Source organism: uncultured Ruthenibacterium sp. (genome assembly GCF_963558415.1).
Taxonomy (GTDB): Bacteria; Bacillota; Clostridia; order Oscillospirales; family Ruminococcaceae; genus Ruthenibacterium.
Window position 1 is genome coordinate 1 of sequence record NZ_CAUWGY010000054.1, and the last position, 15,591, is coordinate 15,591.

Below are 15,591 nucleotides of genomic sequence, written 5' to 3' on the forward strand. Positions count from 1 at the left end.
CTGCCCCGCCGCCACTTTGTAAACGGCCTGGCCGAGGCGGTCAAGGCCGGCCTCATTGCGGACGAAAAGCTGTTCTGCCTGTTTGAAACGGGCGACGCGGACAAGGACCTTGAGGAGATTTTGTACCGCAGTTTGATGGTGAAAAAAGAAGTGGTGGAAAACGACGAGCGGGAGACCGGCCGGCGGGCGGTGCTGAATTTCGGGCACACCATCGGCCACGGCATCGAGAGCGCCGAGCACTTGGGCGGTTTGTACCACGGAGAGTGCGTGGCACTGGGCATGCTGCCCATGATCGAGGACGAGGCCCTGCGCCGGCGCACCAAAGCCGTGTACGAGAAGCTGGGCCTGCCGGCGTCCATCCGGTACGACGGGGACGAGATCTTCCGCTTTGCCTGCCACGACAAAAAGGCCGCGGCCGGCTTTGTCACGGTGGTCAAAGTGCCCGAATTGGGCCGGGTGTGCTTAGAGAAAATCCCGCTCAAAGAGCTGCGGGAGAAAATCGGGGAGGGGATCCAATGAGCGACTGCACGGGAAGTGCCTTCACCCTGACGGTGTTCGGCGAGAGCCACGGCCCGGCCATCGGCGCCGTGGTCACGGGACTTGTGCCGGGCACGGTCATCGACGAGGAATTCATGGCCCGTCAGATGGATAAGCGCCGGGCCAAGGGCAAAATCTCCACGGCCCGCACCGAGGCCGACCGTGTGCGCATCGTGTCCGGCGTGTACAAGGGCCGGGCCACGGGCACGGCCCTGACCCTTTTGATTGAAAACCAAAACGTGCGCAGCGGCGACTACCAGAAAACCGAAAACCTTCTGCGGCCGGGCCATGCGGACTACACGGCCTTTGCCAAGTACGGCGGCCATCAGGACCCCCGGGGCGGCGGCCATTTCTCCGGCCGGCTCACGGCGCCGCTCGTGGCCGCGGGCAGCATCTTTACGAAAATGCTCGCGGAAAAAGGCGTGGTCATCGCCACCCATCTTGCAAGGTGCGGCGGCGTGGAGGACGTGCCCTTTTCCCGGGACCCGGACACCCTGTTGGCCCAGGCCAAAGCGCTGAACCAGCGGGATTTCGCGGTGCTGGACGAGGGGAGGGCCGCGGCCATGACCCGGGTCATCGAAGCCGCTTCCGCTGAGGGCGACAGCGTGGGCGGCGTGCTCGAGACCGTGGTGCTGGGCCTGCCCGCAGGCGTGGGCGAGCCCTTTTTCCACAGCGTGGAGAGCGTGCTGGCGCAGCTTTTGTTCAGCATCCCCGCGGTGAAAGGCGTGGAGTTCGGCGACGGCTTTGCGCTGGCCGATTTGCATGGCAGTCAGGCCAACGACCCCTTGCGCATGCAAAACGGCCGCATCGTCACCACTCAAAACCGCAACGGCGGCGTGAACGGCGGCATCACCAACGGCATGCCCGTGGTGCTGCGCAGTGTGGTCAAGCCCACCCCCAGCATTTATAAAGTACAGCAGACCGTGGATTATGCGGCCAAGCGCAACGCAACGCTGCAAATCAACGGCCGGCACGACCCGTGCATCGTGCACCGGGCCCGGGTCGTGCAGGACAGCCTGGTCGCCTTCGGCCTGGCGGATCTGTGGGCCCAGCAGGAGGGGATGAAATGGAGTACGGACTGATTGGAAAAAAGCTGGGCCACAGCTTTTCAAAACCCATCCACGAGGCTCTGGCCGGGTACTCCTATGAGCTGTTCCCGCTGCCCGACGAGGACGCCGTGCGCGCTTTCTTTGCACAGCGCTCGTTCAAGGCCGTGAACGTGACCATCCCCTATAAGCAGCTCGCTCTTGCCCTGTGCGACGAAGTGGACGAAAAAGCCGCATCCATCGGCGCCGTGAACACCGTGGTCAACCGGGGCGGCCGTCTGTACGGCTACAACACCGACTACGCGGGCTTTTTGTATATGACAAAGCGGGCGGGCATCGATTTTGCAAACCGCACGGTGCTCTTGCTTGGCACCGGCGGCACCAGCCGCACCGTGTCGGCTGTGGTGCGCGACGAAGGCGCAAAAGAAGTGCTCTTTGCCTCCCGCAGCGGCCGGGACGGCGCTCTGCGCTACGACCAGGCCATGCAGCGCAAGGACGTGGACGTGGTGGTCAATGTCAGCCCCGCGGGCATGTACCCGGACAACGGCACCTGCCTTGTGGACCTCGGCGCCTTTCCGAATCTTGCCGCTGTGGCGGACGTGGTGTACAACCCCGCCCAAACGGCTCTTTTGTGCCAGGCCCAGCGCCTGGGCGTGCGCGCCGCCGGTGGCCTTCCTATGCTGGTGGCACAGGCGAAATATGCCGCAGAGTATTTTTCGGATAAAAAAATACCGGATGAAAAAATTGAGCCCATCTTGAAAGAACTGCGGGCCAAACAGATGAATCTGGTGCTCATCGGCATGCCCAGTTGTGGAAAATCCAGCCTGGGCAAGGCCTGCGCAAAGCTGCTTGGCAAGCGCTTTGTGGACCTGGACGCAGAAATCGAGCGCGAAGAGGGCCGGCCCATTCCGGAAATTTTGGCCCCGGGCAACGAGACCTACTTCCGGGATGTGGAAAGCCGGGTGACGGCCCACTTGGCCAAGGAGAGCGGACAGGTGCTGTCCACAGGCGGCGGCGTGGTGCTGCGCAAAGAGAATGTGGATGCGCTGCGCCAGAACGGCGTGGTGGTGTACATTGACCGGCCTTTACAGGACTTGCGGCCCGGCGGAAACCGGCCTTTGTCCCAAAGCACACAGGCGCTGGCGGCCCAATACGCGGTCCGCGCGCCTTTGTACGAGCAGGCCTGCCACGCAACAGTGAAAAACGACGCCCCGTTTTACACGGTGGCGGACCGGATAAAGGAGCGATTTTATGAAGTTCTTGATCGTGAACGGCCCGAACATTAACATGTTGGGCATCCGGGAGCCGGACATCTACGGCACCCTGACGTACGAAGGACTTTTGGAATATTTGAAAGCCGAGGCCGACCGTCTTGGCTGCGAAGTGGAGTTTTTTCAGTCCAACAGCGAGGGCGAACTGGTCACGGCCATTCAGAAAGCGCTGGGCCGGGTGGACGGCATCGTCATCAACCCGGCGGCGTACACCCACACCAGCGTGGCCATTTTGGACGCGCTGAAAGCCGTGGCGCTGCCTGCGGCGGAAGTGCATTTGTCGGACGTGACAAAGCGCGAGAGCTTCCGGCAAATAAGCTACGCGGGCATGGCCTGCCAATACCATTTCATCGGACTTGGAAAAGAGGGCTACGTGCGGGGCATGCAAGCTCTTTTGGCCCACGCGAATAAGAAAGAGGAGAGACAATCATGATCATCAGTACCAAACGGGGCACCCCGGCTGCGGAACTTGAGAAAATCATTCACGAGTTCGAGGCAAAGGGCCTGTCCGTCACCATGATACGCGGCACGGACTACAACGTGTTCGGCCTGGTGGGCGACACCACCATTCTGGACGAAAAACAGATCCGGGCCAACCCCTATGTGGAGAACGTGCAGCGGGTGTCCGAGCCCTACAAAAAGGCAAACCGCCTGTTCCACGAGCAGGACAGCATCATCGACGTGGCGGGCGTCAAAGTGGGCGGCCACGAAAAAATCGTGGTCATCGGCGGGCCCTGCAGCGTAGAGGGCGAAGAGCAGATGGTGAGCGTGGCAAAGAAAGTCAAGGCCGCGGGCGGCTGCATGCTGCGGGGCGGCGCATACAAGCCCCGCACCTCGCCCTACGCCTTCCAGGGCCTTGGCACCGAGGGCGTTCTGGACATGGTCAAAGCGCGCGAGGTCACGGGCCTTCCCATCGTCAGCGAGCTCATGAGCGAGGACCGCATCGAAGAGTTCGAGCAGTACGTGGACCTTGTGCAGATCGGCGCGCGCAACATGCAGAACTTCCAGCTTTTGAAGGCCGTTGGCAAAATGAAAAAGCCTGTGCTGCTCAAGCGGGGCCTGGCCAACACCATCGAGGAGTGGATCATGTCGGCCGAGTACATCATGGCCGCAGGCAACGAGAACGTCATCTTCTGCGAGCGGGGCATCCGCACCTTTGAAAAATACACACGCAACACATTGGATCTGTCGGTCATCCCCATCCTCAAGGAAAAGACCCATTTGCCCATCATCATCGACCCCAGCCACGCCACGGGCAACTGGCGCTATGTGGAGAGCATGAGCCTGGCGGCCATCGCCGCCGGGGCGGACGGACTCATCATCGAAGTACACGAGAACCCCGAGTGCGCCTGGTCCGACGGCGCTCAGAGCCTGAAGCCCGACCGCTTTGCCGAAGTGATCGAAAAAGGCCGCGCCATCGCCCGGGTCATCGGCCGGGAGATGTGAGATGAAAGCGTACATCGAGCCGGGCCGCGTGTTCGGCGTTGTGACTGCGCCCCCCTCCAAAAGCATGGCCCACCGGCTTTTGTTGTGCGCGGGCCTTGCAAAGGGGCAAAGCGTCATCGACCGGGTCCAGCCCTCCCAGGACATTCTGGCCACGGCCCGGGCCCTCGAGGCGCTGGGCGCCCGGGTGGATGTGGAAAACGGCCGCGCCCGCGTCACGGGCTGCGGCGGGCATCTGGCGGTGCCAAAAGGGCCGGTGGACTGCGGCGAGAGCGGCAGCACCCTGCGGTTTTTTATCCCGCTTTTGGCCGGCTGCGGCGGCCCGGTGCGCCTTTTGGGCCACGGCCGGCTCATGCAGCGGCCGCAGGACGTGTACGCCCGGCTGTTCGCCCAGCGGGGCCTGCCTTTTTCCCAAAGCGGGGACGGGCTGACGCTTTGCGGGCCTTTGCCGCCCGGCGAATACCGGGTCGAGGGCGGCGTGTCCAGCCAGTTCATCAGCGGGCTTTTGCTGGCGCTGCCGCTGCTTTGCGCCGACAGCGTGCTGCACGTGGTCCCGCCCTTTGAAAGCCAGAGCTACGTGGGCCTGACCATGGCGGCCATGGCCGATTTCGGCGTGCAGGTGCGCCGGGAACAAAACGACTTTTTCATTCCGGGAAACCAGCATTACATTTCCCGCGACGCCGCCGTGGAAGGAGACGCCTCTCAGGCGGCTTTTCTGGCGGTGCTGGGCAGCGTGCAGGGCGGCATCACGGTCACGGGCCTGCGGCAGGACTCCTGCCAGGGCGACCGGGTCATCTTCGACATTCTGCGCCGGTGCGGCGCGGCCATGACCCCCGTAGCCGGTGGCTGGCGCTTTGAAAAAAGCGATCTGCACGCCGTGGACATCGATTTGGCCGACTGCCCGGATCTCGGGCCCATTCTGATGGTGCTGGGACTGTTCTGCCAGGGCGAGACCGTCATTCGCAATGCCGGGCGGCTGCGGGTCAAGGAATCCGACCGCATCGCCGCCATGCAACAGGAAGTAAAAAAACTGGGCGGGCGCATCGAGGCCGACGGCGACACCGTGCGCGTATATCCGGCGGCGCTCCATGACGCGGCGAATCTAGTGGGCCACAACGACCACCGGGTGGTCATGGCCCTGACCGTGGCGGCCTTGGCCGCCCGCGTGCGTGCCGTCATCGACGGAGCGCAGGCGGTGCAAAAGAGCTGGCCCGAGGTTTTCACCCAGATGAAACAATGGGGAGCGCAGGTGAAAACAGATGAAAGAACGTAATTTTTGTATTGTAGGACTGGGCCTTTTGGGCGGCAGCTACGCCCGGGGCCTCACCGAGGCGGGATGCCGGGTGACGGCGGTGGACGTGCGAAAAGAGGCCATCCGCTTTGCGCTGGAAAAAGGCTGGATCGCCGCGGGCGCCGTGGAGGATTTCGGGCCGCTTGTGTCTGAGGCCGAGGCCGTGGTGCTGGCGCTGTACCCTCACGCCCTCATCGACTGGGTGCAGGCAAACGGACACCTTCTGCGGCCGGGCACGCTTGTGACAGACGTGTGCGGCGTCAAGCAGGCAGTGGTGGACACCGTGCAAAAGGCCATGCCCGAAGGCGTGGAGTTCATTGCCAGCCATCCCATGGCGGGCAAAGAGGTCAGCGGCGTGGAATACGCGGACTGCGCCATCTTCCGGCCGGCAAACTTCATCCTCACGCCCACGGAAAAAAACACGCCCCGGGGCGTGGAATTTGCCCGGCAACTGGCCGAAACGCTGGGCTTTGCCCACATCGCGCAACTGAGCTGCGCCGAGCACGACCGCATGATCGGCTACGTCAGCCAGCTCACACACGCCATCGCGGTCAGTTTGATGAACGCCAACGGGGACCCCCGTCTGTGCGAGTTCACCGGAGACTCTTTCCGGGATCTGACCCGCATCGCCCGCATCAACGAAAATCTGTGGAGCGAACTGTTCCTTTTGAACCGCGACGCTTTGTGCGCTGAAATCGACCAGTTCCAGGCAAGCCTGACCGATTTAAAAGAAAAACTTTTGGCCGGGGACGAGGAAGGCCTCAAGGAGCTGTTTTGCAAATCCACGCAGCGCCGTGCCATGTTTGACCGGTAAATTGTGGTTTTTTGGCGAAAAAACTCGAAAGACGCTTGCGGGCGCCCAAACACCCTTTTAAAATAAAAACAGAGAGTTTTGTTTTAAAAGGGAGGGACCAAAGTGTTTTTGCGCATCAGCAAACGCATGTTGTGCGTACTTTTGTCCCTTTGTGTTTGCGTGGTGCTGGCGTCGGACGCACCCATCCAAACGCCTGCGGCGCACCCTCTTGCGGCAAAGGCCGTGCTGGCCGTGCACAAGGGCATCTCGCTGGATGTGGAAGTGCTGGCCCAGTATCCCCAGCTTCCCAACGGGTGCGAAGCCACCAGCCTTGCGGCCGTGCTGCGGTTTCTGGGCTTTGACGTGGAGGCTTTGGATTTGGTGTACGGGTACATCCCAAGCGAGCCCATCACGTACAGCGAAGACGGCTTCATCGCCTACGGGCCCGACCCGGCCGAAGCCTATGCCGGCTGGCCGGAAGAAGGCTACACCGGATTTTACTGCTTTGCACCGCCCATCGTGCAGGCCGCCAACAGCTATTTGTCCGAACGGCAGTCGCTCTGGCAGGCTGTGGATGCGAGCGGCGCCGACGAGGAGGAGCTGCTGGAATGGCTGGACACAGGCGTGCCGGTGATCGTGTGGGCCACGCTCAACATGGATGTGCGGCTGTTTTCCAATTTCCAGTGGACGCTGCCAAACGGCGAAGTGTATTATCCCTATTCCAATTTGCATTGCATGGTTTTGACCGGGTACGATGACGAGTCTTTCACCATCATGGACCCCATCGAAGGCCTTGTCACGGTGGACAGGGAACGCTTCATGAGCCGGTACTGGTCCATTGGCGAATGGGCGGTGGCCTTTGCAAAAAAAGCATAAAACATACACCCCACCTGGCTTTTGGGCCGGGCAGGGTGTATTTTTTGTTTGGAACCGAACAGATGAGGATGGAACGTGCGCCGTGCGTTTGCTATAATGAAGTGGAACGGAAGACGCAATTCATCGAAAGGACGGGGCTGTATGAAAAAATGTGTTTTAATTTTGCTGACAGTTGTTCCGGTAATCGTCGGATATCTGGTCAATGTTCTCATTATGGTCCCGCTCATCGGCATGGCGGCATTCTACCTGCTTCCCGGGTGCACAACGGTTTTTTGGATTTATCTTGGCAGGCAGTATGCGCGCGTATGGAACCCGGTGGCGGGTGTGCTGCTCGCCCATGCCGTGGGGGCAGTTTCTTTGCTGATCTACCTTTGGCAGTTTTTGCTGAACACGGCTGAAACCAGAAACACGGCGCTCGCCGGGTTTTCGCAAATGTTTTCCGCCGCGACGCCCCTGTATTTGCTGGCCAGACTCGCAAGACTGGTGGAAAGCGAGCCCAATTATGCAGGCATGAAAACCATGGTCGCCATGCAGGTGCTGGCGCTTGTTTACATGGTCATCGTTTTTTGCATCGGAATCTATCTGGAAAAAAGAAAAAAACCGGCATGACGCACAGCATGCCGGTTTTTTCTATGCGCCCCGGCCGGGGCGTTTTTTAGTCGTCTACATCCAGTGCTTCCAGACCCTTTTTGGGCTGAGGCCGCGAGTCGCCGTGGCGCACGAACAGCATGGTCACAAAGCTGGCGAACACAAAGAAGGCCGCGTAGGGGAACAGCGTGCGGTAGCCCACGTGCCCCATGAGAAAGCCCGAGAAAATGGGCGTCACGATTTGAGCGGTCATGCTCACGGTATAATAATAGCCCGTGTACTTGCCCACGTCCGCATCGCCGGACATCTCCACCACCATGGGGTAGCTGTTCACGTTGATGAACGCCCAGCCGAACCCGGCAAAAATGAAGAATACGTACAAAAGCGGGGAAACGCTGTAAAAGAACGAACCGGCCGCGAACGCTGTGCCCAGGAACAAAACGCCCACCAGAATGGTCTTTTTGCGGCCGATGCGCGCGGCGATGGCGCCTACGGGCAAATAGGCCACGATGGCCGCCGCGGTGCACACCATCAAAATCAGCGAGAAGCTGCCCTTCAATTCCTGGGTGGCGTACCGGCTGAAGCCCGAGGTCACGGCGTTGTAGCCCATGAACCACAAAAATACGCTGGCCAGAATGAACCCGAAGCTGCGGGCCTGGGCCCGGGGCATCTTTTTGCCGGTGCCGGCAGGGCCGGACGTTTCCTCGTCCGCGCAAATTCCCGCTTGCCGGCTCTCTTCTTCCATGGCCTGCACGCAGGCGGGCTCCTTTATCTTCCAGAACAAAATCGCAATGCACACGGCCATCAAAACGCCCAGCACCGCAAAGATGGGCAGGTAGTTGGGCCGGTACACTTCGCCCGTGACCTGGCTCGGCAGCAGCACCTGCATGGTGCCCAGCATCAGAATGCCGCCCACGGCGCCCATCAGATTGATGATGGCGTTGCCCTGACTGCGCAAAGGTTTCGGCGTCACGTCCGGCATCAGCGCCACCGCGGGGCTGCGGTACGTGGCCATGGCGATCAGCACACAGCCAAGGCCCACAAAGAACAAAATCAGGTTGTTTTGCCGCTCAGCCAAAGGCAGCACCGCCAGACACACCACCGCCGCCAGCGTTCCGCCCACAATGTAGGGCATCCGCCGGCCAATGTGCGTGCGGGTGCGGTCGCTGAGCTTGCCGAACACCGGCAGCATGAACAGCGCCAGCACATTGTCCATGGCCATGACCACGCCGATGAGCGTGTCGTCCACGTGGAAGGTCTCTTTCAAAATCAAGGGAATCAGGTTGTCGTACACCTGCCAGAAGGCGCAGATGGACAAAAAGGCCAGGCCCACCAGCGTGGTGCGTTTGTAATTCAGTTTCATAAGATGCCCCCTTTCGCTTTGGCTCTATTGTACCATGAACCGGCCCCCGCCGTCTTGCCCTTTGACATTTTTTTTACCCTTTCTGTGCAAAAGCGTCAAAAAAAACGGCCCCGCTTTTGCGGGGCCGCTCAAAACAAAATCAAACTTCTTGGGCACTTTCCTGTGTCTGGTCGGCAAGCTCGTCCGGCTCTTCATGGCTGAAATCTTCACTGAACAAAAGCTGCTCATACTCGTCCAGCTCCGCCTCGCGCCGGCGCAGATACACAAACGCCGCGGCCAGAGCACCTGCCACAGCAGACAAAAACGCAACAATGGCGATCAGGGTCGATTTTTTCATGGTGAATACGTCCTCCTTTTTCGGGCGCAGCGCGCGACCCGCTTTGTGTTTGGTAAGTTCTGCGGCGGCGGCAAGCTTGCCTGCGCCGTATACGGCATGCGCGATGGTCACTAGAAATCGCATTTCTCAGTACTCCTTTCGCCGCGCCGCTTATTTTCTTCATTATACTTTTTTTGCACGGGGATTACAAGCACTTTTTCAGCACCTGCCGAAAGGCGCGAAACGCGCCCGGCACCGCATACACCCCGTCCAGCATGGCCCGGTCCGCCCACACGTGCCCCGCCGGCGCGGCGGCCGGAGCCACGGGCACAAGATACCCGGTCATATGCCATTCCAAATGAGAAAAAACATGCTTTGCCTTGCAAAGCGGCTGCGGTGGCTGCGCACGCAGCCCCAGCTTTTGCAAAGCGGCGGTCACGGCCGCTTCATCCACATGTCCCGGCAACAGCACCGGCTGCCAAAGCCCTGCCAGCAGTCCCTCGGCCGGGCGCTGGTTCAAAAGCACCGCCCCATCCGCCACAGCCAGCACCACGGTCCAGTCTTGGGTGCGCCGGGCTTTCGGCGCGGCTTTCACAGGCACCTGGGTCTGTCTGCCCGCGGCCAGCGCCGCGCATTGATGTGCCAAAGGGCACGCTTGGCACAAAGGCGGCCCGCCCGGCACGCACACCAGCGCGCCCAGCTCCATCAGCGCCTGGTTGTAGTCTCCGGGCCGGTCCGGTGGCTGCATGGCGTGAATGGCCTTTGTCAACCGGCTGCGCACATCGGGGCGCGTCACGTCCCCTGTGTCCAAAAACAGGCGGCTGGCCACCCGCAGCACGTTGCCGTCCACCGCGGGCACGGGCTCGCCAAAACTGATGGACGCAATGGCACCCGCCGTGTACGGCCCAATGCCCGGCAGCTTCACAAGCTCCTTCACCTGCGACGGAAGAACACCGCCGTACTCGGCCATCACCTTCTGCGCGGCCTTTTGCAAATTGCGCGCCCGGCTGTAATAGCCAAGCCCCTCCCACAATTTATCAAGCGTCTTTTGCGGGCACTCCGCCAAATCTTTCACCGTGGGAAGCGCCTGCATAAATCGCTCAAAATAAGGCAGGGCCGCCGCCACACGGGTCTGCTGCAACATGATCTCGCTCACCCACACCCGGTAGGGCGTGGACACGGTGCGAAAGGGCAGCACCCGCTTGTTTTGGTCGTACCAGCGCAAAAGAGCAGGAGCAATGGACTCCATGTTCACCGTCCTCCTTCGTGTTCGGTCAGCCAGCGGGCCACCCCGTCTTCGGTGTTTGCACCGATGACCCCGTCTGCCGCCTGCTTGACCGCAGCCGCGGCGTTTGCCACGGCATAGCACTCGTTTGCAGCTTCAAACAAGGGCAAATCGTTCACGTTGTCTCCAAACGCCACGATGCGCTGCGCCTTTGTCAAACGGCGCAGCTCCCGCAGCCCCGCGCCCTTGTCGCACCCGGCCGGAAACACTTCCGCGGTCACGCCGCGGCCGTACTCGTCCGCGTAACAGATGCACTGTGTGTCGGGAATGCACGAAAGCTCTTTGAAGAAGGCCCGGTCCGGTTCGGGCAGACAGAACAGCGCCAGCAGCGCCGGGTCCGAGGGGGCCTGTTCGTAGTGTTCCACTTGCACAAACTTCTTATACGGCGTACCGCTGCGCCCGGCGCGAAAACTGCACCCGTAAGCCCCCTGCAAAGGCCGGTGGTAAACGGTCAGACACTCCCCGGCGCAGTACAAAAAAGCGTCTTTGCCGGCTTTGTCCAAAAACTCGACCAGCGCCCGCCGGGTTGCCGGGGAAAAACTGCGCACACTCAAAGGCTTTTTTTCGCCCAAATCGTACACCATCGCCCCGGACATAAGCACCGCCGGCCCCGTCAGCCGGAGCGGCTCCAAAAGCTTCACCACCGTGCCGGGCGTGCGGGCCGTGGCCACACTCAAATGCAGCCCCTTTTCCAAAAGCGGACGCAAAAGCTCTACGGTGGCCGGGCGAAGCTTGCCCGCCTCATCCAGCAGCGTTCCGTCCAGGTCCGTGACGTACCAGGTGTTCAAAAAAAGCCCCCCTTTTTCAAGATAAGTTGATTGTATCACAAAGCACTCCTTCGCACCAGACAAAGAAGGTTTTCTTTCGGCGGGTTTTACGGTACAATAAAAACAAGACAAAGAGGCGATGAGAATGAACGTGTATGTGTGCGAAGAAATGCACCCTGCGGCGCTGGAATTTTTGCAAAGCTGGGCAACGCTTGTGGACGACCCGGCTTTGGCCGAGGGCGTCATCACGCGCAATTTTGCGGTAGACCGTATGTTTATGGAAAAATGTCCCCGTTTGCGGGCCGTGGGGGTACACGGCCGGGGGCTGGACGGAGTGGACCTTAGCGCGGCGCGGCGCCGGGGCATCCGGGTGGTGTACGCGCCCCACGAAAACGTGCGCAGCGTGGCCGAGCACATCGCGGCGCTTTTGCTGGCGCTGGCCCGCAAAATTCCAAAGGCGGACCGCATGGCCCGTGCGGGCACGGCGCGCACAGCGGACGGTGCTTTGTGCGGCACCGAGCTGTTCGGCAAGACGCTGGGCCTTGTGGGCGCGGGGGAGATCGGCTGCGAGGCTGGGCGCATCCTGCAAAAGGGTTTCGGCATGAAGCTGCGGGTCTTTTCCGCCCATATGACCCCGCAGCGGGCCGACGCTTTGGGCATGGTGTTTTGCTCCAGTTTAAAAGAATTGTTTCGCACCTGCGACGCGGTGACCGTGGGCCTGCCCCTGACCGAGGCCACCCAAAACCTCATCGGACGGCAGGTGTTAAACGCGGCAAAGCCCGGGCTTTTGCTCATCAACACCAGCCGGGGCGGCGTCGTGGACGAGGATGCTTTGTACTGGGCGCTGACCGAAGGGGCTTTGGGCGGCGCAGGGTGCGATGTGTTTTGCAAAGAGCCCCCGGGCCCGGAAAATCCGCTGTTGCATCTGGACAACTTCATCGCCACGCCTCACATCGCCGCCACCACCGACGAGGCGCTGCGCCGCACCGGGATGTGCGTGGCAAAGGGCCTTCTGGACGTGTTGCAGGAAAAAAGCACAACGTACGAAGTATAAAAAGGCCGCTCTTAAAAGACACTTCGTATGAAAATCCGATGCTCGTTCTTTCTGTCTCAATCACACAAAATTTGCTCATCAAGAATAGAAAACCCACAGATTGGTTTGAATCTGTGGGTTTTCTATTTTTATTCGTTTGGCACGATAATGGTTGTCAACGATTTTTTCTGTTCTTCGGTTGGAAGCTTTAACTTGCCGTTGTTTACAAGCTCTTTCATGCAATGCAAAATGAACCAACCATCGGAAAAGAAAGTGTATTGCAGTCCGAATTTCTGCATTTTGTGCAGGTGCTTCGGTGTTTCATTCAGAACCGCTTTGATGAAGGATTCTTTCATTGTTTTCAATTTGGCCCAATGTCTTTCTTTAATACGGTCACCGATTGCAAGCAGCTCATTTTTGATTTGGCGGTTTTCCAGCCAAACCACTTGCGAAACAAATTGAAACCGGCTTTTGTTCCCATCAATCTCCTTTCTCGTTTTTATCATTCCCATTTCTTCAAGAAAAGCAAGGTCCTCTTCGTTAGAATCATTCAGCTTAGATAAAATCGATAAAATCCGGTTCACTTTTTCAATATATCCGTCGTGTACCCGTGTGGTTGACCATTCCGAATCAATTTGCCACAAGATATAATCTTTGTTTGCGTTCCAAAAAGGACCGCAAAAATGCAGCATACTTTCAAAATACATAGGCAGCTTCACGTTCGGCGCCGCAACCGATGCGTAACAGATATTATGTCCACCGTCAGGACGGATGGTGGCAACTTCATCAAAGGAAATGCTTTTATCCATCAGACTTTCTCCGCTGAGTGCCGCAATATACGGAATCAGCGACCATAGGATAAAATTATCATCCTCTGTAAAAGTGAGCGGCTGATCGGTTTGAGAGCAGATAATACGCGGATCTTTCAAAATTTTACTGTCTGTCAGTTCGTCAAACAACTCGTTTGCAAACAGTTTGGCAGCTTGACAGTAGATCTTATCTTTTAATGCAATCAGTTCATTGCTTGCTTCATCCAGCAAGATATTGCAAAGATACTTACCGCCTTTCTCTTTCAAAAAGCCATATTCCGCAAGATATTCCGCTTCACTTTCTACATACACAGGAGAAACACCAAGCTCATCTGCAATTTTTTCTACTGTTTTTGCTTCTCTCCATACGGAATACACAATGTTTTGAGATAAAATACTATGAAAGAAATTGTTATTTGCTCCTTTCGTTCCGGGAGAACCGTTTGTTCCACAAAGTTCAAATTTAATGGGGTTAAATTTAAGTTCACCTGTTTGTCTCATGGCATTCATTCCTTTCTTCAAGTCTTTTTTCGCTTCAAACAGATGCCACTTGACTGTGCCCACAGGAATCCCCAGTTCACTTGCAATTCTTTCCTGCCTTTTATTTTCAAAATAGTATGCAATCACAATTCGGCGTTGCAGCTTTGAGAGATATGCAATTTCTCTGTGCAGACGGTCGGTATTTTCCTTTTCAATGATACCGCTTGCGGTATCATCCTCTGACGGCAGCAACTCGGCAAGGTCGTCAATGGGAACGCCCAGTGCAGTTTTTACTTTTCCACGATAATAATTGGCAAGGGTATTGTGTACTACGGTCCATATAAATTTATCCAAAGCTTCAATCTCTTCCATACAAAGAAGTGCACGAAACACTTTCAACACAATTTCCTGCGTTAAATCCTCTGCATCCTGCAAATTGGCACATCGTTTTAAAGCAAATCCGTATATGGGTTTCAGATATTCCACTGTAATTTTCTCGGCTTGTTCTCGTTTCATCTGTTTGATCTCCTTGAAAGCTTTCACCCATATAGACACACAAGCAAAAAAAGGTTGGAAATTTTTTGTTAAAAAGAATTTAAAATAGCGCTCTCGTATTTTATTATGAATGTAAAAAATTATAGCATATTATTGTGAAATTCCCCACTCGCAGAACAATGCATATTGTGTTCTTTGAAATTTTGTTTCCCGCTTTAGAATCCTTCGAATGTACGGATTTTCTTACAAATATCATCCTTGTTGCCGATATGGCTTGTGTTTGGGTGTGCCCTTTCCCAATGGCGGAAAAAGAAGGCACAAAACGCTGCAAACATTGCAAAAAAATTCCGGCAATCGCAAAAAGCGGGGAGGGTGAAACGCTGGCAGGTGCCGGCGGCACACAGCCCACAGCGAAAACGCCACAGCCGCGGAAAAAACAGCGGCGACCGAATACGGCAAGGCCCACGTCATGCCTTTGAATGAAAAACAGCAAAAATCCACAAACTTTGCCATGGTGGACAGCGACACGGCTCTCAACGGAATGCCGGGACACGCACCAAAGGGATGCAAAGCTGAAACGCAAGGAAATTTACACGGTTTTGGACGAGGAACCCGGCGTTCAATTTCAACCGGGACGAAAATAAAAACGAGGAAGGCAGGACCTTCCTCGTTTTTTATTCCGTCATCAGTTTTTGCGCGAGCTTTTGGGCGCTCTCGCCGGTCATGTTTGGGTGCAGGACCCCGTCCACCAGCACATTGGGCGAAGTGCGGCACTGTTTCAAACAATTCTGCGTACACAAAAGTACCCGGCCGTTCTCGCTGACGCCGTCGGGCCCGGGGCGCAAAGTGTCGCGCAGGGCTTTGTACACGTCCGCGCCGCCCTTGGCAGCACACCGGGGGCCGGTGCAGACCGTGACCCGGTGTACCCAGGCCGCGCTCTTCAGCGTGGAAAACCGCCGCACAAGGCTCGTGAGCACCACCGGCTTTTCTCCCACGGCCCGGGCCGCCTGCGCGGTCACGCCGTCCGGTACACAGCCCAGCACATCCTGGATCTCCCTTAGCATGGCCACCAGATTCTCCTGGCGTTTAGCGTCGGGCAATGCGGCGTAATATTCAAAAATTTCGGAAAGCTGTTCTTCGCTCATAAAAAACTCCTTTTTGGTTAGAATGCCCCGCGCCGGGCGTAGCAATACGCGCA

The 15,591-nt window shown here is 58.0% G+C and carries 15 protein-coding genes and 1 pseudogene; 10 read left to right on the forward strand and 6 right to left on the reverse strand.

Annotated features, from left to right (window positions below):
• The 9 genes and pseudogenes from AB5H98_RS09325 to AB5H98_RS09365 form a co-directional block, all read left to right on the forward strand.
• A pseudogene (locus AB5H98_RS09325) lies at positions 1–519 on the forward strand (3-dehydroquinate synthase); the annotation flags it as partial.
• Positions 516–1,619 carry a chorismate synthase gene (aroC, locus tag AB5H98_RS09330; RefSeq protein WP_367925641.1) on the forward strand — a complete coding sequence of 368 codons (1,104 nt, stop codon included), beginning with the start codon at positions 516–518 and terminating at the stop codon, positions 1,617–1,619. The pseudogene AB5H98_RS09325 and the gene aroC, both read left to right, overlap by 4 nt.
• Positions 1,604–2,869 carry a shikimate kinase gene (locus AB5H98_RS09335; RefSeq protein WP_367925642.1) on the forward strand — a complete coding sequence of 422 codons (1,266 nt, stop codon included), beginning with the start codon at positions 1,604–1,606 and terminating at the stop codon, positions 2,867–2,869. The genes aroC and AB5H98_RS09335 overlap by 16 nt, the downstream gene beginning before the upstream one ends.
• The gene (gene aroQ, locus AB5H98_RS09340; RefSeq protein ID WP_367925643.1) at positions 2,835–3,287 is read left to right on the forward strand and encodes a type II 3-dehydroquinate dehydratase; all 453 of its coding nucleotides are present in this window, start codon (positions 2,835–2,837) and stop codon (positions 3,285–3,287) included. Before AB5H98_RS09335 ends, aroQ begins: the two co-directional genes overlap by 35 nt.
• Positions 3,284–4,300: a 3-deoxy-7-phosphoheptulonate synthase gene (gene aroF / locus AB5H98_RS09345; RefSeq protein WP_367925644.1), complete on the forward strand. Its 1,017-nt coding sequence runs from the start codon at positions 3,284–3,286 to the stop codon at positions 4,298–4,300. The genes aroQ and aroF overlap by 4 nt, the downstream gene beginning before the upstream one ends.
• Before the next feature lies 1 nt (position 4,301).
• Positions 4,302–5,570, forward strand: coding sequence for a 3-phosphoshikimate 1-carboxyvinyltransferase (gene aroA / locus AB5H98_RS09350; protein WP_367925645.1), 1,269 nt, complete (start codon positions 4,302–4,304; stop codon positions 5,568–5,570).
• On the forward strand, positions 5,557–6,402 hold the full coding sequence (locus tag AB5H98_RS09355; protein WP_367925646.1) for a prephenate dehydrogenase: 846 nt from the start codon (positions 5,557–5,559) through the stop codon (positions 6,400–6,402). The genes aroA and AB5H98_RS09355 overlap by 14 nt, the downstream gene beginning before the upstream one ends.
• 102 nt (positions 6,403–6,504) lie before the next feature.
• Positions 6,505–7,257 carry a C39 family peptidase gene (locus tag AB5H98_RS09360; RefSeq protein WP_367925647.1) on the forward strand — a complete coding sequence of 251 codons (753 nt, stop codon included), beginning with the start codon at positions 6,505–6,507 and terminating at the stop codon, positions 7,255–7,257.
• Positions 7,258–7,398: 141 nt separating this feature from the next.
• Positions 7,399–7,866 carry a hypothetical protein gene (locus AB5H98_RS09365; RefSeq protein ID WP_367925648.1) on the forward strand — a complete coding sequence of 156 codons (468 nt, stop codon included), beginning with the start codon at positions 7,399–7,401 and terminating at the stop codon, positions 7,864–7,866.
• 46 nt (positions 7,867–7,912) lie between these two features.
• On the opposite strand, the gene AB5H98_RS09370 is transcribed toward AB5H98_RS09365, so the two are convergent.
• The 4 genes from AB5H98_RS09370 to AB5H98_RS09385 form a co-directional block, all read right to left on the reverse strand.
• A complete protein-coding gene (locus AB5H98_RS09370) occupies positions 7,913–9,208 on the reverse strand; it encodes an MFS transporter (RefSeq protein WP_367925649.1) in 1,296 nt (431 codons plus the stop codon).
• Between the two features lie 139 nt (positions 9,209–9,347).
• Positions 9,348–9,668, reverse strand: coding sequence for a hypothetical protein (locus tag AB5H98_RS09375; protein WP_367925650.1), 321 nt, complete (start codon positions 9,666–9,668; stop codon positions 9,348–9,350).
• 61 nt (positions 9,669–9,729) lie between these two features.
• Positions 9,730–10,773, reverse strand: a complete 1,044-nt coding sequence (gene mutY / locus AB5H98_RS09380; protein WP_367925651.1) for an A/G-specific adenine glycosylase — start codon at positions 10,771–10,773, stop codon at positions 9,730–9,732.
• Between the two features lie 2 nt (positions 10,774–10,775).
• Positions 10,776–11,597: an HAD hydrolase family protein gene (locus AB5H98_RS09385; RefSeq protein ID WP_367925652.1), complete on the reverse strand. Its 822-nt coding sequence runs from the start codon at positions 11,595–11,597 to the stop codon at positions 10,776–10,778.
• Between the two features lie 124 nt (positions 11,598–11,721).
• Here AB5H98_RS09385 and AB5H98_RS09390 point away from each other — a divergent pair, with 124 nt between their 5' ends.
• Positions 11,722–12,630 carry an NAD(P)-dependent oxidoreductase gene (locus AB5H98_RS09390; protein ID WP_367925653.1) on the forward strand — a complete coding sequence of 303 codons (909 nt, stop codon included), beginning with the start codon at positions 11,722–11,724 and terminating at the stop codon, positions 12,628–12,630.
• 128 nt (positions 12,631–12,758) lie between these two features.
• Here AB5H98_RS09390 and AB5H98_RS09395 read toward each other — a convergent pair whose 3' ends face one another.
• Positions 12,759–14,414 (reverse strand): RNA polymerase sigma factor, encoded by a 1,656-nt coding sequence (locus tag AB5H98_RS09395; protein ID WP_367925654.1) that lies wholly within the window; start codon positions 14,412–14,414, stop codon positions 12,759–12,761.
• Positions 14,415–15,067: 653 nt separating this feature from the next.
• A partial coding sequence (locus tag AB5H98_RS09400) for an NAD(P)H-dependent oxidoreductase subunit E (protein WP_367925655.1) occupies positions 15,068–15,591 on the reverse strand: 524 nt, incomplete at its 5' end.